Origin of the sequence: Massilia mucilaginosa, from assembly GCF_011682145.1 — a bacterium.
In the GTDB taxonomy this organism is placed as follows: domain Bacteria; phylum Pseudomonadota; class Gammaproteobacteria; order Burkholderiales; family Burkholderiaceae_D; genus Telluria_A; species Telluria_A mucilaginosa.
This window is the reverse complement of record NZ_WHJH01000066.1, coordinates 12,822-33,157: the sequence shown is the minus strand read 5'-3', so window position 1 is coordinate 33,157 and position 20,336 is coordinate 12,822. Positions and strand designations below refer to the sequence as shown.

General features: G+C 65.0%; 24 protein-coding genes. 12 read left to right on the top strand and 12 right to left on the bottom strand.

Going from position 1 to position 20,336, the window contains the following annotated elements; genetic code table 11:
- Positions 1 to 122: 122 nt before the first annotated feature.
- The gene (locus F2P45_RS30345) at positions 123 to 434 is read right to left on the bottom strand and encodes a hypothetical protein (RefSeq protein ID WP_166881947.1); all 312 of its coding nucleotides are present in this window, start codon (positions 432 to 434) and stop codon (positions 123 to 125) included.
- A 119-nt stretch (positions 435 to 553) separates the two neighbouring features.
- Here F2P45_RS30345 and F2P45_RS30340 point away from each other — a divergent pair, with 119 nt between their 5' ends.
- Positions 554 to 1,027, top strand: a complete 474-nt coding sequence (locus F2P45_RS30340) for a hypothetical protein (protein WP_166881946.1) — start codon at positions 554 to 556, stop codon at positions 1,025 to 1,027.
- A gap of 10 nt (positions 1,028 to 1,037) precedes the next feature.
- On the opposite strand, the gene F2P45_RS30335 is transcribed toward F2P45_RS30340, so the two are convergent.
- From F2P45_RS30335 to F2P45_RS30320, 4 genes are all read right to left on the bottom strand, one after another.
- A complete protein-coding gene (locus F2P45_RS30335) occupies positions 1,038 to 1,502 on the bottom strand; it encodes a CYTH domain-containing protein (RefSeq protein ID WP_166881945.1) in 465 nt (154 codons plus the stop codon).
- A 2-nt stretch (positions 1,503 to 1,504) separates the two neighbouring features.
- A complete protein-coding gene (locus tag F2P45_RS30330) occupies positions 1,505 to 2,626 on the bottom strand; it encodes a M14 family metallopeptidase (RefSeq protein WP_166881944.1) in 1,122 nt (373 codons plus the stop codon).
- A gap of 85 nt (positions 2,627 to 2,711) precedes the next feature.
- Complete coding sequence (locus F2P45_RS30325) at positions 2,712 to 3,044, bottom strand: hypothetical protein (RefSeq protein WP_229505392.1); 333 nt, start codon at positions 3,042 to 3,044, stop codon at positions 2,712 to 2,714.
- A 186-nt stretch (positions 3,045 to 3,230) separates the two neighbouring features.
- Complete coding sequence (locus F2P45_RS30320; RefSeq protein ID WP_166881943.1) at positions 3,231 to 3,581, bottom strand: KGG domain-containing protein; 351 nt, start codon at positions 3,579 to 3,581, stop codon at positions 3,231 to 3,233.
- A gap of 351 nt (positions 3,582 to 3,932) precedes the next feature.
- Here F2P45_RS30320 and F2P45_RS30315 point away from each other — a divergent pair, with 351 nt between their 5' ends.
- Complete coding sequence (locus tag F2P45_RS30315) at positions 3,933 to 4,478, top strand: hypothetical protein (RefSeq protein WP_166881942.1); 546 nt, start codon at positions 3,933 to 3,935, stop codon at positions 4,476 to 4,478.
- On the opposite strand, the gene F2P45_RS30310 is transcribed toward F2P45_RS30315, so the two are convergent.
- From F2P45_RS30310 to F2P45_RS30295, 4 genes are read right to left on the bottom strand one after another with little or no spacing between them, the layout of a single operon-like run.
- Positions 4,475 to 5,800, bottom strand: a complete 1,326-nt coding sequence (locus tag F2P45_RS30310; RefSeq protein WP_166881941.1) for an NAD(P)/FAD-dependent oxidoreductase — start codon at positions 5,798 to 5,800, stop codon at positions 4,475 to 4,477. The genes F2P45_RS30315 and F2P45_RS30310 overlap by 4 nt on opposite strands.
- Positions 5,797 to 6,060 (bottom strand): 2Fe-2S iron-sulfur cluster-binding protein, encoded by a 264-nt coding sequence (locus F2P45_RS30305; protein ID WP_166881940.1) that lies wholly within the window; start codon positions 6,058 to 6,060, stop codon positions 5,797 to 5,799. Before F2P45_RS30305 ends, F2P45_RS30310 begins: the two co-directional genes overlap by 4 nt.
- Positions 6,050 to 7,186 carry an NAD(P)/FAD-dependent oxidoreductase gene (locus F2P45_RS30300; protein WP_370663335.1) on the bottom strand — a complete coding sequence of 379 codons (1,137 nt, stop codon included), beginning with the start codon at positions 7,184 to 7,186 and terminating at the stop codon, positions 6,050 to 6,052. The genes F2P45_RS30305 and F2P45_RS30300 overlap by 11 nt, the downstream gene beginning before the upstream one ends.
- A 2-nt stretch (positions 7,187 to 7,188) precedes the next feature.
- The gene (locus F2P45_RS30295) at positions 7,189 to 8,085 is read right to left on the bottom strand and encodes a dihydrodipicolinate synthase family protein (RefSeq protein ID WP_166881939.1); all 897 of its coding nucleotides are present in this window, start codon (positions 8,083 to 8,085) and stop codon (positions 7,189 to 7,191) included.
- A gap of 182 nt (positions 8,086 to 8,267) precedes the next feature.
- Between F2P45_RS30295 and F2P45_RS30290 the strand changes: the two genes are divergently transcribed.
- From F2P45_RS30290 to F2P45_RS30260, 7 genes are all read left to right on the top strand, one after another.
- Positions 8,268 to 9,014 carry an AraC family transcriptional regulator gene (locus F2P45_RS30290; protein WP_229505391.1) on the top strand — a complete coding sequence of 249 codons (747 nt, stop codon included), beginning with the start codon at positions 8,268 to 8,270 and terminating at the stop codon, positions 9,012 to 9,014.
- Positions 9,015 to 9,087: 73 nt separating this feature from the next.
- Entirely contained in the window at positions 9,088 to 10,059 is a 972-nt protein-coding gene (locus F2P45_RS30285) for an alpha/beta hydrolase (protein WP_229505390.1), read from the top strand.
- 134 nt (positions 10,060 to 10,193) lie between these two features.
- Entirely contained in the window at positions 10,194 to 11,171 is a 978-nt protein-coding gene (locus tag F2P45_RS30280; protein WP_166881936.1) for a glycosyltransferase, read from the top strand.
- 44 nt (positions 11,172 to 11,215) lie between these two features.
- Positions 11,216 to 12,550, top strand: coding sequence for a glycosyltransferase (locus F2P45_RS30275; RefSeq protein ID WP_166881935.1), 1,335 nt, complete (start codon positions 11,216 to 11,218; stop codon positions 12,548 to 12,550).
- 12 nt (positions 12,551 to 12,562) lie between these two features.
- Entirely contained in the window at positions 12,563 to 13,312 is a 750-nt protein-coding gene (locus F2P45_RS30270; RefSeq protein WP_166881934.1) for an SDR family oxidoreductase, read from the top strand.
- Between the two features lie 21 nt (positions 13,313 to 13,333).
- The gene (locus F2P45_RS30265; RefSeq protein WP_166881933.1) at positions 13,334 to 13,900 is read left to right on the top strand and encodes a D-glycero-alpha-D-manno-heptose-1,7-bisphosphate 7-phosphatase; all 567 of its coding nucleotides are present in this window, start codon (positions 13,334 to 13,336) and stop codon (positions 13,898 to 13,900) included.
- Entirely contained in the window at positions 13,897 to 14,997 is a 1,101-nt protein-coding gene (locus tag F2P45_RS30260) for a glycosyltransferase family 9 protein (protein WP_166881932.1), read from the top strand. The genes F2P45_RS30265 and F2P45_RS30260 overlap by 4 nt, the downstream gene beginning before the upstream one ends.
- 30 nt (positions 14,998 to 15,027) lie before the next feature.
- Here the strand turns inward: F2P45_RS30260 and F2P45_RS30255 are convergent, their stop codons facing one another.
- Positions 15,028 to 15,246, bottom strand: a complete 219-nt coding sequence (locus F2P45_RS30255; protein ID WP_166881931.1) for a hypothetical protein — start codon at positions 15,244 to 15,246, stop codon at positions 15,028 to 15,030.
- A 175-nt stretch (positions 15,247 to 15,421) separates the two neighbouring features.
- On the opposite strand from F2P45_RS30255, the gene F2P45_RS30250 reads away from it, so the two are divergent.
- Positions 15,422 to 15,871, top strand: coding sequence for a group I truncated hemoglobin (locus tag F2P45_RS30250; RefSeq protein ID WP_166881930.1), 450 nt, complete (start codon positions 15,422 to 15,424; stop codon positions 15,869 to 15,871).
- A gap of 48 nt (positions 15,872 to 15,919) precedes the next feature.
- On the opposite strand, the gene F2P45_RS30245 is transcribed toward F2P45_RS30250, so the two are convergent.
- On the bottom strand, positions 15,920 to 16,126 hold the full coding sequence (locus F2P45_RS30245) for a hypothetical protein (protein WP_166881929.1): 207 nt from the start codon (positions 16,124 to 16,126) through the stop codon (positions 15,920 to 15,922).
- Between the two features lie 60 nt (positions 16,127 to 16,186).
- A complete protein-coding gene (locus tag F2P45_RS30240; RefSeq protein ID WP_166881928.1) occupies positions 16,187 to 16,372 on the bottom strand; it encodes a YegP family protein in 186 nt (61 codons plus the stop codon).
- 207 nt (positions 16,373 to 16,579) lie between these two features.
- Between F2P45_RS30240 and F2P45_RS30235 the strand changes: the two genes are divergently transcribed.
- Positions 16,580 to 17,413 (top strand): SIR2 family NAD-dependent protein deacylase, encoded by an 834-nt coding sequence (locus tag F2P45_RS30235; RefSeq protein WP_166881927.1) that lies wholly within the window; start codon positions 16,580 to 16,582, stop codon positions 17,411 to 17,413.
- A 252-nt stretch (positions 17,414 to 17,665) separates the two neighbouring features.
- Positions 17,666 to 20,269, top strand: coding sequence for a hypothetical protein (locus F2P45_RS30230; protein WP_166881926.1), 2,604 nt, complete (start codon positions 17,666 to 17,668; stop codon positions 20,267 to 20,269).
- The last annotated feature ends 67 nt before the right edge of the window (positions 20,270 to 20,336 follow it).

Below are 20,336 nucleotides of genomic sequence, written 5' to 3'. Positions count from 1 at the left end.
ACACGCCTCGACGTGTGAAGTCCAGAATTCGGTGTCACCTTCCATGCTTGCTCTCCTTAAAATTGAAACGGCAAGCATGCGGAAATCGGGATTAGGCCACAAGGCTGTGGTTCATGGAGCGCTTACGATGTATTCATCGCAATCGCGCTGATGTCGACAGGCTCGTCGAGCGTCACATTCCCCTTGAAGACAATGGCCCGCTCCATCCTGGTCAAATAGCGCACGAGGCGTTTATCCTGTCGCGCCAGAGGGCTCAGCAAGGACAACAGTTTGAAACGCTGGATGACCGCTTTCGCCGGCTGGATCGAAAACGGCGCGTTCGGCAAGGCCAGCTGCTGCCTGGCGGATGGCTTTTGCGCCATAGCCTGCATGGGTGAAGAGATCAGCACAGCGCCAGCGAGGACGGATGCGATAATACGGGCATGAGAAAACACGGAATGCATTCCTTGGACGGCGCGGGCGCGATGGCAAATCGACTATTTTACCTCGGCCGCTCATGAAGCCGAACGGGTGGACCACCACGACAGTCCTCAACCCACCGCTATGGACCAGCATGCGGCGCTCATGGAGCGATCGATGGATTTTTCTCGACAGCGTCGACTTCCGCATCCACGGCATCGCTTTCTCGCATCCGGACAGCGCGTGCGTGGCCGGCGCATATGCCTGCGCAATCGAAGACGATCTGCGTTGCCTGGACAAGCAGAATCCATCGCACAACGAGGCGCTGGTGCAGCGGCTCTTTCCAACGGCCCGCTACGACAGCGACCGTCCCGGCCTCGGCATGGACGCCGCCCGCCAGCTCGACCTCGGCACCTCCTCCTTGGAACACTGCGCCGTGTCGTGGGGACCGGAACCGTTCGACGGTTGTCTGTCGCTGCTGATTCGATTACCCGGCAACGACCTCTTCATCGGACCAGCGGTCGACCCGGCGCACAAGGCCGGCCCGCATTCTTTCCTGCTGCCTTCGTCCGCCTACCGGCATCACCTGACGCAAGTCCTATCCCGCCTTCACGCGCAAGACACGTAAAGCGGCCCGCTCACCACTGCGAAAACGGCAGCCGGATCAGGCTCGAATTGAAATAGCGCCGGTCGTGCGTGACCTCCTCGCCAATCCAGTCCGGCTTGTCGAAGGCCTGGTCTTCCGACGCCAGCTCGATCTCGGCAAACATCAAGCCCGCATTCGCCCCGAGAAATTCATCGACTTCCCACACATTGCCCGCAAAGGGAATGCGGCGCCGGTATTTTTCGATGATCGGCTGCTGACACAGGCGATCGAGCAGTTCGCCGGCGTCGGCCAGCGGAATCGGATACTCCCACTCGCCGCGCGTGGCGCCCTCGCTGCGCCCCTTGATGGTCAGGGTGGCGCCCTCACCCTCGATCCGCACCCGCACCGTGCGGTCCGGATCGGTCGACAGATAGCCCTGGCGCAGCAGCACCGGCTCGCCCAGCGTGCGCCAGGCCTCGCCGGCGAGCAAGAACTTGCGCTCGATCTCGACGCCCACGATCAGCCCAGCGCCTTCAAGATCGGCTGCAGGATTGCCGCGCCCAGCTCGCTGCTGCGCGCACCGTTCCATCCGGTGTACGGATCAGGCAGGTCGGCGTTGTCCTTGAATGGCATTTCCAGGGTCAGCGACAGGCACTTGAAGGTGTGGCCGATGTATTTGGACGCCAGGGTCAGCATGTCTTCCTTGTACTTGCTGGCCGCATAGCCATGCACGTTCTGGAAGTCGGGACTGGCCGCCATGTAGTTCTCGATAAAGGACTTTTGCAGCTCGGCACGTTCCGGGGTGAAATCGTTCAGCATTTCGTTGCCGGCCACAAAGTTGTACGGCAGCGCTTCGTCGCCGTGGATATCGAAGAACATATCGCAGCCGACTTCGTGGATCTTTTGCTTTACGCACAGCACTTCCGGGCTGCGCTCGGCCGACGGCGTCATCCATTCGCGGTTGAGGTTGGCGCCGGCGGCGTTGGTGCGCAGGTTGCCGCGCACCGAGCCGTCCGGATTCATGTTCGGGATGATGTAAAACACGGCACTTTGCAAGAGCTTGCGCGAAATCGGATTGGCATTGTCCAGCAGCGCGTCCATCATGCCTTCGATAAACCACTCGGCCATGGTTTCGCCCGGATGCTGGCGCGCGATGACCCAGATTTTCTTTTCGGCGGACGGGTTGCCGATGACCACCATGTTCATGTCGCGGCCGTCGACCGTGGTGCCGATATCATGCACGCGCGCAATCGGATTGTCGGCCACTTCGCCCAGCAGGCGCAGGTGGCGTTCCCACGAATACGGTTCGAAATAGGCGTAATACACGCTGTCGAGCTCGGGCGTGTGGGTCACGGTCATGACCTGGCCGTCGAAGCTGGTCGGCACCCGGAACCAGTTTTCGGTATCGTAGCTGGCCGCCACCTGATAGCCCTGATAGCCGGCGGCGTAGGTCGCCTGGCCGGCGTTCAGGAAGCGGATCGTGCATGCCTGCCCGCGCGCGCCCTGCAGGCGGAAGTGGAACCACTGGTGGATGTCGGCGTGCGAGTCGGAGCGCAGGTTCAGGTCGATCTGGCTGGCTTGGTCGGCTTGCACGACGTCGATAGCGCCGGAATCGAAATGCTGGCTGATTTTGATGGGCATGGCAGATCCTTGTCTTTGGTTCTCAAAGAAGAGCATCATACCGAAATGCCGCCCGCTTGGGGGCGGGCAACACCGATCAGCGAGCTTAGAAACCCAGGTCCATCAGGTCGCCGCGGTAGCCTTCCATCATCTGGCGCATCAATTCCACGTTGGCGCGGTTCAGGATCACGGTCAGGTTGGCCGCGCGGTCTAGCTCCATGGTCATGCGGATGGCATCGTCGAACTGCTTGCACTGCACGCTCAGCACGCGCGGATTGACCACGTCGTCCCAGTCTTCCTGATAGATGCGCGGCAGGTTCGGCGGCGGCAACAATTCCGGATCCTGGTTCACCGGCAAGTGTTCCAGGAGCCAGAACACGACCGACGCGGGAATGAAGACGCAGGCATCCTTGCCGCCATCGAAGGAAAATTTCGCCAATAAAAGGTTACCGATAGGATCGCATGACAGATACATGCTCTTGACTTGGCGGATAACTGCTTGTTTCACGACACTCCCTCGGGGTTGTTAAATTGGCGCAACAATTCTACCCCATCCCACAGGCTGCCTGTACGAATTGTCCGACAAAAACGGGGAGCCGCCGCTCCCCGTCATGGCCGGTCTGGCTCAGCGCGATTTGTCGCCGCCAGCCTTGCTGCCGCCGCCGGCACTCTGCCTGTTGCCGCCCTGTTCCTTGTCGGCGCCTGGCGCGTCGCGTAGCCCGTCGCCTGGCGCATCGCGTAGCGCGCCACTGCGCGTACCGGCCTGTGCCGCTTGCCGGTTGCCGTGACTCATGCTGCCTGCGCGGCGCGCTTCTTCCGAAGTGAACTCGTGCGCCGTGCCTTTCTGATGAGCCGCCTTGCCGCCTTCGCTGGCAATTTCACGCTGGCGCTCGGGATCCATCGATGCGAATCCGCGGTTGCTGGTTCCCTTGCCCGGACTACCGCTTTGCTTGTTGCCCTGGTTATTTGACGCCATGGTCATCTCCTTTAGCTGGTGCCTCTGTCTGACCCCACCGGCTGCACGCCGATGAGCGATCAAGCAAATCCATCTTAGCAGCGCGGAACGCTGCGGCTATAGGACAGGATGCATGGACTTTGTAGGACAACAGGCTAGTTCCTCACAGTACTCCGAACCCTGCCACTATTGGTCATATTTACAGAGGACTTGTCCTACACAGACTCGGACGGTGTTCCGATACAGCGCTTCGGAACGGACGCGCATGATTCCAATCCTGGCAACGCCGCTTACGGCCTGGACGCTCACCCCGTCCCTCCGCAAGTGGCGGGTGCCACCCTATGTTTGTGTCTACTCGGAAAGGAATCAACAATGAACTCGAACCAACGTAGCGAGGGGAACAATCAATCCAGCAATGGCGCCAACGAGAAATCGGCATCGTCGTCGCGCGGCGGCACAGTCGAGAAAGACAAGCTGAATCAATCGCAGCAATCGGGCACCCTGGGCGGCTCGCAGCAGTCGGACCGCCTGCCGGGTTCGCCGCAACCGGGCGGCATCGGCGGCGCCCAGCAGTCGGGCAGCCTGGGCGATTCGCAGCAGTCGGGCGGGCTGGGCGGCCCGAAACAGCAGCAGGGCGGCTCGCAGCAAGGGTCGCAGATCGGCCAGCAAAGCACGGACCGCAGCGGCTCGCAAACGGGCAGCCAGCAGCAGGGCGTCCCCGGACAGCATCAATCCAACGATGTGGCCGGCGGCATGCCAAAAAGCCCGGGCGGCAAACGCCTCGCGGCCGACCAGGACATGGATGACGACACCGGCCTGTCGAATCGCCAGAACCGCCAGTCGGCCGACCTGGACGAAGGCAGCCGCCAGTCGCAGCAGAGCAATGTGGGACGCCGCAGCGACGGCACCCCGGACTAAGTAGTCTGCTGTTGCGGTAATTCGGGGTGGGCACGGGCGACCGTGTCCACCCTTTGCGTTTGCGTTCGCGCTTGCGCTTGCGGCAGCGCCAGTGTCGCGGCGCTGACCGGGAACACCGGCTGGCGCAAGCCCGGCGCCTCCCAGCCGTACAGGAATTCGCAGGCCGCCCCGCACACCCTGCCCTGGCACGGCCCCATGCCGGCGCGTGTTTGCAGCTTGGCGCTGCGCCAGCCCGTGTGCGGCGCCAGGTCGGCCGCCGCCACGTCTTCGCAGCGGCACACGATGGTCGGCGCAGTGCACATCGCGCGCAGCGATGGCAGCGGTGCGAAGGCCCGCGCCAGCAGTGCGCCGAATGCCTGCGCCTTGGCGCGCGCGCGCAGGTCCGCCGCGCGCGGCGCGATGCCTGCCGCGTCAAGCCCGGCGATGCGCCCTTCCGCCAGCGCCTTGTCCACGCCGCCGATGCCGGTCGACTCGCCAGCCGCCCACACACCCTGCACACTGGTGCGCTGCGCCCCATCGACCGTCACCCGGCCCTGCTCCAGCGCGCAGCCGAACAGCGTACCGAGTTCCAGTGACGGCGTCAGGCCGAAACCGCACGCCAGAAAATCGCAGTCGAGCGCTACGTCGCGCCCATGCTGACGCAGCAGCACGCGCTCCAGGCGTGCGCTTCCTTCGGCGCCCAGCACGCCCGCGCCGCGCAGGTACGGCACGCCGCGCAGGCGCGCCGCCAGTCGCAGCGATTGCAGCAGCTTGCCCTGGTGCGAGAGCGCCAGCCGCGCGCCGAAACGCGCCAGGTCGCCGCTGGCGCGATGTTCTGCCAGCGCGACCAGCACCCCGCCGTGATCGCGCACGGTGGCCGCCACCGCCAGCAGCAGCGGCCCGCTTCCCGCCACCACCACGCGCTTGCCGGCAATCGGCATGCCGCCCTTGATCAAGGCCTGCAGGCCGCCCGCACCGGTCACGCCGGGCAGGGTCCAGCCGGGGAAGGGCAACAGCAGTTCGCGCGCGCCGCTGCACACGATCACCTTGTCCCAGGGCTGGATCAGCGCGCCGTCCGCCGTTTCCAGCAGCAGCGCCCGGGCGCCGGCCGGCGCCACCACGCGCGCGCCAGCCATGAACGTGACCTGCGGGCGGGCTCGCAGCGCGTCCCACAAGGCGCTGGCGCGCGCGTCGCGCCAGCGTTGCGGGCCGCCGCGCCAGATCTGCCCGCCGGGCGCGCTGTTTTCATCGACCAGCAGCACGGCCTGGCCCGAGGCCGACGCCGCCTCCGCCGCGGCCAGCCCCGCCGGACCGGCGCCGAGCACGATCAGCGGCGCGCTCATGCCGCCTCCCCTGCGCCGGTGGCGATCACCATGCCGGCGCGGCAAGCGCTCTGGCAGGCCAGCCGGTGCGGCCGCCCGTCGATGCTGACCCGGCACTCCTGGCAATAGCCCATGCCGCACAAGGCGAAGCGCGCCTCGCCGCTGACCGAGCGGCGCGTGCAGAGCGCATCGGACAGCACCAGCGCCGCCACCACGCTCACGCCCGCAGGCACCGCCACCGGCCGCCCGTCCACCTGCACCACAATCTCGTCACAAGCCATCGCGCACCTCCGTCAACGCCGCAAAACGCGCCGGCGCATACGGCGCCGCGTCGATCTCGCTGGCGCGCCCGATGATCTGGTCGGCCAGCAGGCGCGCGCTGGCGAACGCCGTGGTCACGCCCAGTCCTTCATGGCCGCAGGCCAGCCAGGTGCCCGCGCGCCCGGGATGGGCGCCGATCAGCGGCCGCCCATCGGGCGAGGCCGGGCGCATGCCGGTCCAGGCGCGCACGATCCGCATGTCGGCCAGGCAGGGCAGCAAGGCGATCGCGCTGCGCAGCACCGCTCCCAGCACCGCCGGTTCGATGGCGCTGTCGGTGCACCCGTCCTGGCGGCACGAACCCACCAGCCACTGCCCCGTGGCGCGCGGCTGCACATTGGCAGCCACCGCCAGCGCATCGTCGCCGGCCGCGCTTTGTCCATAATTCATGCTCACGATCTGATGCGACAAACGGCCCGGATAACGGTCGGTGATCGCCAGATGTCCCTTGCGCGCAAAAATCGGCAGCTCGGGCATCAGGCGCGCGCACTGCACGCCGGCCGCCACCACCAGCGCCGGCGCACTCAGGCGCTCGCCATCGTCCAGCATCACCCCGCCCTGGCCCGTGCCGGCCACGCGCCGCCCCAGGTGCAGGGCGCCGCCGGCGCGCGCGAACTGCTCGCTCAAGAACTGCGCCACCGCCGGCGGATACACCACGCTGTCGCCGCGCACGCGCACGCCGCCGCACAAGCCGGGCCGCAAGGCCGGCTCCAGCCGCGCGACCTGGCCGCCGTCGAGCGCTTCGGCATCGTAGCGGTGCGCGCACAGGCGCGCCGCGCGCTGCTGCGCTTCGGCCAGTTGACGCTCGTCCTCGGCCACCCACAAGGTGCCGCAGCGCGACGGCTCGCCCACGCCGGGATGCGCCAGCATGAACGCGTCCCACAGCCGCAGCGACATCAGGCACAGCGCCAGTTCGTCGCTGCTCTCGTCGAGCGCCACCAGGTGGCCCATGCCGGCCGCCGTGACACCCGTTCCCGGGGTGGCGCCGTCGACCAGCGCCACCGCCATGCCTTCGTCGCGCAGCGCCAGCGCGCAGGCCGCGCCGACGATGCCGGCGCCGACCACGATCGCATCGTATGCGCGCGCCACGCTCAGGCGAAGCTTGGCAGCTGCGGACGCGTTTCCATGGCCGCGCGGATGATGCGCTCGGCGCGCGTGCGCTGTTCGCCTTCGAGCGGCAGGCGTGGTGCGCGTACCCGCTCGGTCGAGCCGATCGCCAGCGCCTCGGCCAGTTTGATGTTCTGCACCAGATACGTCGACACATCCAGGTCGAGCAAAGGGCGGAACCAGCGGTAGATCGACAGGGCTTCGGCCTGGCGGCCCTCCTTCATCAGGCGGTAGATGGCCACGGTCTCCTTGGGGAAGGCCAGCCCCAGCCCCGCCACCCAGCCCACCGCACCGACGGCCAGCGCTTCGAACGCCAGGTTGTCGACGCCGGTGAACAGGTCGTAGCGCTGGCCGAGGCGGTTGATGATCTCGGTGCTGCGGCGGATGTCGTCGGACGACTCCTTGACCGCCACGAAGCGCGCGTCGTCGGCCAGTTCTTCCAGCATGTCGGTGGTGACGTCGACCCGGTAAGCCAGCCGGTTCGAATACAGCATAACCGGCAGGTCGCCCGCCGCCGCGATGGCGCGCAGGGTGACGATGGTTTCGCGGTGGTTGCTGTGATAGATCGTGCTGGGCACCACCATCAGGCCGTCGGCGCCGGCTTTGGCGGCCTTTTCGGCCAGTGCGCAGGCTTCGCGCGTGCCGGCTTCGGCCACCGTCAGCAGGGCCGGTTTGGCGCCGCTGACCTGCTTGGCCAGGCGCAGCACGGCGATGCGCTCGTCGTGCGTGAGCATCGGGCCTTCGCCCAGCGAGCCGCAGGCGATCAGGCCATCGCAGCCGGCCTCCATCTGCAACGCGAAACAGCGCTCCATTTCGCCCATGTCGAGCGAACCATCTTCATTGAATTTTGTCGATACAGCGGGAATCACACCTTGCCACATGGGGGTACCTTGCTTTCTCCGGCGCGCCGGTCGGTTACGGGAAGCAGTCAGATTAGTCCTCTCGAGGCTCCCGGTCTTGATGGATGGTCGAGCGTGAAAAGGCTCAAATCGGCACAATTTTTTCGGGTCCGCCGATTTATACTAACGCATTGCGACCGAACTGGAGATAACCCCGAATGGACATGAGTGCGCTGTTTTGCGCGGCCCCGCCGATCCGCGCGGTGCAACTGGCTTCGCTTGAGGCATTGTTCGACGCCCTCACCGACCTGGTCTTCTTCGTCAAGGACCGCGAGGGACGCTACATCACCGTCAACAACGCGCTGGTGCGGCGCTGCGGCCTGCGCAGCAAGGACCAGTTGATCGGGCGCACCGCGCTCGAAGTCTATCCGCCCCTGCTGGCGCAGACCTACCTGGCGCAGGACCGGCATGTGATCGACAGCGGCACGGCGCTGAAAAAACACCTCGAACTGCACCTGTACCCGAGCCGCGCGCGCGGCTGGTGCCTGACCCACAAGACGCCCCTGCGCGACGAAAACGGCACCATCGTCGGCCTGGCCGGCACCTCGCAAGACCTGGGACTGGCCGACGAACTGCATCCGGTGTACCGCAAGATCGCCGACATCGCCGCCCATATCCGCGCCAACTATCACGCCAACGTCAGCATGGAAGAGCTGGCCAGCAATGCCGGCCTGTCGCTCTCGCGCGTGGAGCGCCTGTTCCAGCGCGTGTTCCACTATTCGCCGCGCCAGTTGCTGCTGCAGTCGCGCCTGGGGGCGGCGATGTCGCTCATCGAGTCGGGCAGCAAGCACAGCATCGCCCAGATTGCGTATGCCTGCGGCTACACCGACCACAGCGCATTCAGCCGCCAGTTCAAGGCGCACACGGGCATGAGTCCGGTCCAATACCGCGCGCATTGCCGCGGGGAATAAGCGAGCTCAAGCGTACACGGCGGTTTTTACCCCGTCGATATAATGGGTTGACACTGACCCATTCGAGATGAGCATGAAGAAATTGCACGCGGCCTTGCTCGGCGCCATCCTGCTGGGCGGCCTGGCCGCCTGCTCGCCACTGCCCACCCTGAACGCCCTCTCGCCCGGCAGCGCCCTGCGCAGCGGCAGCGGCCTGGCGTATGGCGAGAACGCGCGCCACAAGCTCGACGTGTACTCGCCGGAAGACGCCGCCACGCCGGCGCCGGTGGTGGTGTTTTTCTTGGGCGGCAACTGGACCCGCGGCGAGCGCAACGATTACGCCTTTGTCGGGCGGGCCCTGGCGTCGCGCGGCATGGTGGCGGTGATTCCCGATTTCAGGCTGCATCCGGAAGTGAGCTATCCCGACTTCCTGGACGATTCGGCGCGCGCGCTGGCCTGGACCGTGCGCGAAATTGCCCGCTATGGCGGCGACCCCAAGCGCCTGTTCGTGATGGGGCACAGCTCGGGCGCCTACAACGCCGCGATGATGGCGCTCGATGCGCAATGGCTGGCGAAGCAGGGCATGCAGCCGGCCGCGCTGCGCGGCTGGATCGGGCTGGCCGGGCCGTATGACTTTTTGCCGATTGAAAATCCGGTGACCAAGCCGGTGTTTCACTTTCCCGATACGGCGCCGGCATCGCAGCCGATCAACCACGCCAGGTCCGGCACCGCGCCGGCGCTGCTGATTGCCGCCAACAACGACAAGCTGGTCGACCCGGTGCGCAACACGCGCGCGATGGCGGCCAGGCTGCGCGCCAGGGATGTGGCGGTGCAAGAACTGTATTTCGACAAGGTCAGCCATGCCACGCTGGTGGCGTCGATCGCCGCCCCGCTGCGCTTCCTGGCCCCGACCTTGGATAGCGTGGAGCAGTTCGTGAAAAGCGATGCCGGGCCGATTGCACCGGCTGCCCGGGCCAACCGACTTGGCCGGAACCAGCTTCACCCCCACACCGAAGACCGTCGACTGAACCAAGCTATCCCCCGCCCCGATCAAGCCCTGACTTGATCTGGATTGAACCTGCGCGATACAGCAGGAACTCGGCCACCCTCTGCGAATCGAACCATTCTCATCGCTCACCGTTCGCAGGGAGGCAACATGACATCGACCACACCCGATCCGCACCCGCACGCGAGGCCGCCATGCGCCGCCTGAAAGTGCTGACCTGGCATACCCACGGCAGCTATCTGTACTACCTCAGCCAGGCGCCGCACGATTTCTACGTGCTGTCCAAACCGGGCCGTCCGCCCGGTTACGGCGGGCGCACCGGCAACATGCCCTGGGGCGACAACGTGCACGACATGCCCGCGTCCGACGCACGTCACCACCAGTTCGACTGCATCGTCTTCCAGGACGACGCCCAGTACGAGAAAGACCAGTACGAGTTCCTCAGCGCCAGCCAGCGCGCGCTGCCGCGCATCTATATCGAACACGATCCGCCGCGCGCCCACCCCACCGACACGCGCCACCTGCTCGATACGCGCCAGGTGCTGCTGGTGCACGTGACCCACTTCAACGCGCTGATGTGGGACAGCGGCAACACGCCAACCTGCGTGATCGAGCACGGCGTCAAGGTGCCCGACGGCGTCGACTACCGCGGGCAGTTCGACAGCGGCCTGGTGGTCGTCAACCACCTGGCGCGGCGCGGGCGGCGCCTGGGCGCCGATATCTTCGAAGCGGTCCGGGCCGAGGTGGCGCTCGAACTGGTCGGCATGGCGGCGCAGGAACTCGGCGGCCTGGGCGAGATCGCGCACGCCAAGCTGCCCGCCTTCGCCTCCAGCTACCGCTACCTGTTCAACCCGATCCGCTACACCAGCCTCGGCCTGGCCGTGATCGAGGCGATGATGATCGGCATGCCCATCGTCGCGCTGGCCACCACCGAAATGGCGACCGTCATCGACAACGGCGAATCCGGCTTCATCGATACCCGGCTCGAGACCCTGGTCGGCCACATGCGCGAGCTCGCACGAAACCGGGCGCTGGCGCGCGCACTCGGCGCCCAGGCGCGCAAGCGCGCGCGCGAACGCTTTGCCATCGGCCGCTTTTGCGACGACTGGGACCGCGCGCTGCGCCAGGTGACCGGCCCGGCGCCCGCGCCCGCCGGCGCTCGGCACGCTTGACCCTTTCCCCAAAAGAATCCACGCTACAACAAGAAGGAGCTCGCATGTTACTCGGTGAACTACATCCGGACCCGCGCGCCGCCGGCGATGGCGCGGTCAAGCGCATCGCCATCGTCAGCGAGCACGCTTCGCCGCTGGCCGCGCCCGGCAGCGTCGACAGCGGCGGCCAGAACGTCTACGTGGCCCACCTCGCGCGCGAGCTGGCGCTGGCCGGCTACCTGGTCGACATCTTCACGCGGCGCGACGCCATCGGCCAGAAGCAACTGGTGCACTGGCGCCGCAACATCCGGGTGATCCATGTGCCGGCCGGGCCGGCCCACTATATTCCGAAAGAAAAGATGCTGCCCTATATAGACAGCTTCGCCCGCTTCGTGGCCCGCTTCGCGCGGCGCCAGGTGGCACTGTACGACGTGACGCACGCCAATTTCTTCATGTCGGGCATGGTCGCGCGCCATCTCAAGCAGGTGCTCGGCATTCCCTTCGTCATCACCTTCCATGCGCTCGGACAAGTCCGGCTGCGCGCCCAGGGCGCGGCCGACGCCTTTCCGCCGTCGCGCCTGCAGATCGAAAACAGCCTGATGCGCCAGGCCGACCGCATCATCGCCGAATGCCCGCAAGACCGGCTCGACATGGAGCAACTCTACGACGCACCCGGCAAGCGCATCGACATCGCCCCCTGCGGCTTCGACCCGCAGGAACTGTGGCCGCTGCCGATGCGCCTGGCGCGCCACAAGCTCGGGCTTACGCAAGGCAAGTTCCTGGTCCTGCAACTCGGGCGCCTGGTGCCGCGCAAGGGCATCGACACGGTCATCCACAGCCTGGCGCTGCTGCGCCGCCAGCATGGCATCGACGCCGAACTGCTGGTGGTCGGTGGCGACGCCGCCGCCAGCGCCTGGCACGACACGCCGGAACTGGCGCGCCTGCGCGCGCTGGCGGCGCACCTCGGCGTCGCCGCCCACGTGCACTTTACCGGCCGCAAAGAACGCGCCGAACTGCGCTACTGGTACAGCGCCGCCAACGTGTTCGTCACCACGCCCTGGTACGAGCCGTTCGGCATCACCCCGGTCGAGGCGATGGCGTGCGCGCGGCCCGTCATCGGCGCGGCTGTGGGCGGCATCAAGCACACCGTGAAGGACGGCGTCACCGGCTTCCTGGTGCCGCCGCGCGACCCGCAAGCCGTGGCCGACAAGCTCGCCCTGCTGCAGCGCGACCCGCAACAGGCCGCCGCCCTGGGCGACGAAGGCATGCGGCGCGCCTTCCAGCACTACACCTGGCGCCAGGTGGCGCACAAGGCCGCCGCCATCTACGCCGACGTGGTCGGCCAACAGGCGCCCGGCGCGCGTGCCGTGTGCAGCGTTTCCCATCTACCCACCCCTTAGGAGGACTGTTCCATGTCCGATCAACTTGCTCCCGAACCGCCCAGCCTGCGCGGCAAGGCCGTGTTCGTCACCGGCGGCGCCAGCGGACTCGGCGCGGCGCTGTGCCAGCTGCTGGCGCGTTCCGGCGCCGACCTCATCGTCGCCGACATCAACCACGACATGGCCACCGTCAGCGCCAACATCCTGCGCGAACATGGCGTGCGCGTGCATGCGCTCGGCTTCGACGTGGGCGACCCGGCCAGCGCCGAGCACGCCATCGGCACCGCGCTCGAACGCTTCGGCCGCCTCGACGTACTGATCAACAACGCCGGCACCGACGTCACCCTGCCGCTGGCCGACATGACTCCCCAGCAATGGATGCGCGTCATCGGCACCAACCTGAACGGCCCCTTCCTGCTGTCCAAATATGCGTCGCAGCACATGCGCCGCGCCGGAGGCGGCCACATCGTCAATGTCGCCTCCACCGCCGCCAAGCGCGCCTGGCCCAACGCCAGCGCCTACCATGCCAGCAAGTGGGGGCTGCTGGGGCTGTCGCATGCCATGCATGCCGAACTGCGGCCGCACAACATCAAGGTCACGGCCGTGATCGCCGGCGGCATGCGCACGCCTTTCCTGCTCGACCGCTTTCCCGAGCTCGACGCCGCCACCCTGCAAGACCCGATGAACGTGGCCCAGGCGATCCGCTCGATCCTGCTGCTGCCGCCCGAGAGCGTGGTGGCCGAAATCACCGTGCTGCCGATGCAAGAATCTTCCTGGCCCTAGACCATGAGAGCGACCTGAATCATGCGAGCGATCTTTCTGGACAAGGACGGCACCCTGGTCGACGACCTGCCCTACAACGCCGAACCGCGCCGCATCACCCTGTGCAGCGGCGCCGGGGCGGCCCTGCGCCTGCTGGCGCGCTTCGACTACCGCATTTTCATCATCAGCAACCAGGATGGCATTGCGCATGGCTACTTTGGCGAAGACGCCATGGGCTGCATCGAGCGGCGCCTGGCCGACCTGCTGTTCCGCGAACAACTGATGCTGGACGGCTTTTACTACTGCCCGCACCATCCGGCCGGCACGGTGGCGCCCTACGCGGTGGCATGCACTTGCCGCAAGCCCATGCCGGGCATGCTGCAGCGCGCCGCCCGCGAGCACGGCATCGACCTGCGCGCCTCCTGGATGGTGGGCGACATCCTGCATGATGTCGAAGCCGGCAACCGCGCCGGCTGCCGCACCCTGCTGATCGACAAGGGCAACGAAACCGAGTGGCAGCTGGGGCCGCACCGCGTTCCCACCCGCATCGCCACCGACCTGTACGCGGCGGCCGTGATGATCGTCAGGCACGACGAGGATCGCCGATGAGCGCGCCGCAGTGGATGGATGCGCGCAACATCCTGTGCGTGCGCCTCGATTCGATGGGCGACGTGCTGATGTGCACCCCGGCGATGCGCGCCCTCAGGCAGGCGCGCCCCGGCCGCACGCTCACCCTGCTCGGTTCGGCGAGCGGCACGGCGCTGGCCCCCCATTTGGGCGATGTGGACGCGGTCATCACTTACGCGGCCCCGTGGATGAAGGCGGGCGCGTCGCACCCGCCCTCGGCCGACAGCGATTTTGTCGGCCAGCTGGCCGAGCGCCATTTCGACGCCGCCGTCGTGTTTACATCCTTCAGCCAGAGCGCCCTGCCCGCCGCCCTGATGTGCTACATGGCCGGCATTCCGCTGCGGCTCGGCCATTGCCGCGAAAACCCCTATCGCATGCTCTCGCACTGGGTGGTGGACGACGAGCCCGGCGCGCAGATCCGCCATGAAGTGCAGCGCCAGCGCGACCTGGTCGCCAGCGTGGGCTGTCGCAGCGGCGATGCGCGCTTGCGGTTCGCGCTGCGCGCGCACGACCTGATGGCGGTGCGGCGCATGCTGGAGGAGCGCGGCATCCGGCGCGGACGGCCGTGGATTCTCATGCATCCGGGCGCCAGTGCGGCGTCGCGCCGCTATCCGCCGGAGCGCTGGGCCGACGTGATCGGCGCCCTGTCGCGCCGCACCGGCTGCCCGATCGTGCTGACCGGAGATGCGCACGAAGCGGCGCTGATCGACGGCATTCGCGCAGGCTGCGGCGTGGCGACCCATTCGCTGGCCGGCCAGCTCGGCCTGGGCGAACTGGGGGCGGCGATCCGCCTGGCCACGGTGGTAGTGTCGAACAACACCGGTCCGGCGCATATCGCAGCGGCGCTCGGCACGCCGCTGGCCACCTTGTACGCGCTCACCAATCCGCAGCACACGCCGTGGCAGGTCGAGAGCCGGCTGCTGTACCACGACGTGCCCTGCCGCTTCTGCTACAAGAGCGTGTGCCCGGAGGGACATCACGACTGCCTGGCCAAGGTCGCGCCGGCCACGGTGGTGGACGCGGTGTGCAGCCTGATGGGCACGACGAGGCATTACCGCGCGTCATCTGCCGGCCCTTGAGGGGCCGCGCGCACGAGCGGCCTGCCTGCCTTACTGGGTCGACAAGGCGAAGCTCGGATTGGCGACAATGCCTGCGGTCAATCTTGCCGCGACCAGGCTCACTTCCCCATCGGGAATAATGCCGCGCAATCCCTCGCACAGCTGCATGTATTGGGCGATGGTCACGGCGGCCCGGTGCGCATTGAGCACATTCGCACCAGCGCCGCTGTTAATTTCGCTCAGCATGACTTTTACCTCGGAATCGCTCATCGTGTTCTCACTGTCAGGGGAAAACGGCGAGTATAGGCCCGCGCGCCGGATTGCCCGCGTACGCGACGCGCGTACGCGACGCGCCGCATAGCTCGCCGCGTGCGCGCAATCGAAGCGGAACAGCCCCGCGCGGCGGCAGTGCTAGGATGATGACTGACCATCAGGAACCCATTCGATGACTACTCGCACCGCCAGCGCGGCGGCCCTGCTCGCCGTCAGCGCCTTGTTTGGCGCCACCGCCTGCTCGCCCACCGTCCCCCTCGCGCCCACAACGTCGCTGTTCGAGCGTCTCGGCGGCATGCAAAACCTGACCGCCGTGGTCGACGATTTTGTATCGAAGGTATCCATCGACCCACGTTCCAGGCGCACTTTCGAGGGCGTGAACCTGGTCAGGCTCAAGGCCAGCGTGGTCTCGCATCTCTGTTCGCTCAGCGGTGGTCCCTGCAAGTACGAAGGCGATTCGATGGCGCTGGCGCATCGCGGCATGGCGCTGACCAGTGAAGAATTGCAGGTGATGGGGGAATACGTCGGCCAGGCCTTGATCCGCCGTGGCGTTGCCAAACAAGACCGCGAAGAACTGGAAACGATCCTCGACAAGCTGGCCGGCGAAGTAGTGAACAAATAGGGCGACAGGGCGCCAGGCGACGCCCCGGCCTGCGGCACTGTGCCGCTCTCAGTCGCAGGTTTCGACCACGACGTTACGAACCAGGTTCTGTTGATTCAGGTAAATGGTCACACGGCCGGCGATGAACTCCTGGGTGATCAGGGCGCCGAACGGCACCACGCGGACACGGCGGCCGGTCAGTTCGCGCAGGGTCAGCGGAACCGACCGTGGGATTTCCCTGGTCACATCCAATTGGCGGCAATTATTGTTTTGCATCATAAGCTCCTTGAAGAAGGGACAAGCCGCCGCGGCGGCTTGCCCGCGTGCCACGGCGGATCAACCCTCGACAATCTTGGTGCGCGCGGTGACGGACTTGATCAGCTCGATCGCCGCCAGCACTTTCGCGCGCGAGCTGTAGCTCTCGCCGCTGGCAATGATTTCGTGATTCTTGGCCTTCAGGCGCCAGCGCCACTCTTTGCGGGCTTTTTCCGAGGATTGAGTTTGGTAGATTTCGAAATACATGATGAACCTCCCATGACGTGAGATTCCAGTGTTACAGAGCGGTATACCCCGCATTCTGATTAGTTCAATAAATGACTAGAGCTGCATCAAACGCACGCTCAATTTCTCGAAGTTAATTTTGCGCTTCGGCATTGCAATTGCCTGGAAATGGGTAGGCGGCAAGTGCAGGCCGTAGAATGGTGCCTCTCCATTTTCAAGAAGTGCGGTATGACGAACTCCTCTCTCGACCAGGCTTGCGCGGACGCGGCCGCCCTCATCGACCAGTGCGACGGCATCGTGATCACGGCTGGGGCCGGCATGGGCATCGACTCCGGCCTGCCGGACTTTCGCGGCGATAAGGGTTTCTGGAACGCTTATCCGGCCCTGGGCAAGCACGGCCTGCGCTTTACCGAGATTGCCAACCCGCGCGCCTTTCGCGAGCGCCCCGAACTGGCCTGGGGCTTTTACGGCCACCGGCTGCAACTGTACCGGCGCACGGTCCCGCACGCGGGATTCGGCATCCTCAAGCGCATCGCGGCGCGCCTGCCGAACGGTGCCTTCGTCTTCACCAGCAATGTCGATGGACAATTCCAGCGCAGCGGCATGCTTGACGAGCGCGTGGTGGAGTGTCACGGCAGCATCGAAAAGCTGCAATGCCTGGGCGACTGCGGCTATCCGACCTGGTCCGCGCAAGCGTTCGTTCCTGTGATTGACGAAGAACAATGCCTGCTGACTTGCGCGCTGCCGCGCTGCCCCAACTGCGGCGACATCGCGCGGCCGAACATCCTGATGTTCGGCGACAGGCTATGGGACTCCGTGTATGCCGACCAGCAGGAACACCGCCTCGACACCTGGCTGGCGCGCCAGCAACGCGCCGTCATCATCGAACTGGGCGCCGGCACCTGGATTCCCTCGGTGCGGGTGTTCGGCGAAACCCAGGGCCGCCCGCTGATCCGCGTCAATCCGGGCGAGTCGGCGGTTGGCCTGGCGCGCGATATCGGTATCGCGCTCGGCGCGCTGGAAGGCATTTCGCGGATTGCCGCGGCGATGGATGGACTGTGACGAGGACCACGATCCGATGATGCCGGCGCTGGGCAAGGGGAAGGCAGCCGCCTTGCTGGCCGCTGTCGCGGACTTGCTCAAAGCTCAATGAACTGAACCGCTTGTCTAGGGTTTGCGCGAAGGTGCAGTTGCATTTAAGTCACGTTTTCGGCAAGTAAGACGCGCTCATCAGGCAATTATGTCAAAATTGCAATCTTACCCGCCAGCGCGCGTTGCTTACGCGACCTGCTCCTCACCTGACATGAAAGCTCTATGAAGCGCCAATCCATCGCATCCCATTTACCCAAGCTTCGCGTCGCCGCGTTCGCTCCACTCACCGTCCTTCTCGGCATGCCGCTCGCGTATGCCGCCGACAACCTCAAATTGTCCAACGGCACTTTCGAAGCCGGCATTACACCCTGGAAACCAGTCGGCAGCGTGATCTCGGGTCAGCAAATCGACTGCGGCCTGAACAAGTGCCTGCAACTGAACGTCAAGAACACGACGGTGACGGCGACCAGCGATGTCAAAGCCGTCGTCCCAGGCCAATTCATCGCCGCGTCGGCCAGGATGAAGCGCACCTCGACGCCCGGGCAGGAAGATGTATCGCTGGGGATCGAGTTCTATGGTCCCAACGATGTGCTCATCGGTACGGCAACGAAATGGTCCTACTCGATGGGGCCTGCCAACGCATGGGGTGACGTCAAGGTATCGGCGATCGCGCCGGCCGGCGCAGAGAGCGCCAAAGTGGTCGTCCGCGGTAAATCGACCGGCTCGCTGACCGCGTACGTCGATGACGTCGCCATGAGCAGAATCATTCTCGAAGACAGAGGTCAGCAGGTGTTTGTCGGCCGCGTCTCCGCAGCGGCGATTGATAGCAATACACTCTACGTCGCCGCCAATGGCAACCCGGCAAAATTTGCCTACTACCGCGTCTCGGATGGTCAGCCACTCAAGCAATTTACGCTTGGTAATGAGGACATCTGGAGCGTTGTCGTCGGCGGCGATAGTGCCGCTTACTTTGGCACGGCATCCGGCAAGCTCTACAGATTTTCCTACAACACCGATGCCGCGCCAAAAGTGATCAAGGAATTCAAAAAAGCGGCGGGTGGCACCCGGACGATCTGGTCCCTCAAAGCCGGACCCGGCAATTGCATTTTTGGCGGTCTCGCGCCAGATGACGTCGAAAAGAAGGCCGACGGATTCAAATATTGTCCGGATACAGAAGTGACGACCATGCTGCCCTTGCCAGCCACCACTGGCGTTACCACCGACGGCGTTACCACGGCCAGTTATCACGTCCGCTCGCTGGCGGTCGACCTTGGCGGCGACAACATCCCTCGCGCCATATATTGGGGCATGGGCAACCCTGCCAAATTGTACAAAAGTGCGCTCGATGGCAGCGGCATGAGTGCCCCCCTGCCCATCGATGGGACCAAGGAATATGCCTACTATACGGACTTCGCGAAGGATCGCTTGTTTGTTCGCCTGACAGGGGCGAGCAACTGGACAGTGGTACTGGAGCGTTCGGGCAAGAGCGCGGGCGCCGAGGTGGCGGACATCAATTCGATTGGTATCAGTACCCTTTCCCCCGCGTGTACAGATCTGTTGTCTTCTTCTCCGTGTAACAACACCGTGTTTTACACAAAGGATCTGGGTCCCGGCAAAGGAACCCACCTTTCCTCGTACCGCGTCGACGCTGGCGAAGAGACCGCGCTGGCCATTCAGATGGGCCCTGCCGCCGCCTTCGCGTATGCGCCGTATTCCGGGCCTACCCAGCTTGTATCGGTTCTGCGTGATCCCGAGAAGAGCGTAGGCAAGATCGTCCGGTACAATCTGGCGGATCTGTACAACTTCAACAAAAGTGCCTTGCCACAGTCGACCCCGTTCCCTGCACCGGAAACGGCATCGGGTATTCGCACGCTCGCGGTGCATAACGACAAGACGTATTCGTCGGGCTTTGTCAATGGCGCCATCGGCATTGGCGACGCGACAGCCAATCCGCCCGTGCTGGTCAAAGAATACCTCCAGGCCGAAGGCATGGCGGTACTCGGCAACCATCTGTTTATCGGCGGGTATCCCGGCGCGGTCATCAAATCCTATCTGATCACGGACACTGGGCTGGAGGCCAAGGTAACAAACGATGCACTTGGCAAAACATACGGCCAGAACCGTCCATTTGCCATGCTTCCCGTCCCCAAAAGGAATGACAACGAGGTCGACCGGCTGGTGATTGCAACCGTCCCGAAGGTGAACGAACAAGGGGCCCTCGCGGTCTACTCGGTTGGGAACCCCGGGTCTTTGGATGTCGTGAAGCCGTTTAACGGGCACTCGATCCTGGCACTGGCCAGGATCGACGATGTGGTGTACGGCGGAACGTCGGTCTGGCGCGATATCGACAATGTGAAGAGCGATGGCTTTGCCAAGCTGTTCACGTTCGATCCATTCAAGACCCTTGCTGTCGAAGAAGTGAATATTGAAAAGGATATCGTCGCCAAGGGTACGTGGAACGAAAGAGCGATCACGGCACTGCTGAGGGTGAACCGGCAAATCTGGGTGTTAGCCGAAGACACTGTGCTCATTTACGACCATGACACGAAATCATTCGTGAACAAGCTCCAGACTCCGCACGATTTCTCTTACGAGAAATGGAATATTGCATGGAATGCGGGCAGCATGGTCGAATCGAACGGGTATGTGTACTTTTCCGCGAACGATACCAAGCAGACAAACATCTATCGCGTGAATATCAGCAAGCCTGACAGCATCGAAGTAGTCCGTACGGGCGCTTCGGGGACGCTGAAAGTCGATGAAAAAGGCAATATCTACTTCATCAACGAAGACAAGGTCATGAAGTACAACATGGCACTGCAATAAGCCCGTTGCCCCGCGCGTCTTCCCGCGCGGGGCAATTGTGCGCCGGCATCATCGAACCGGACGCGCG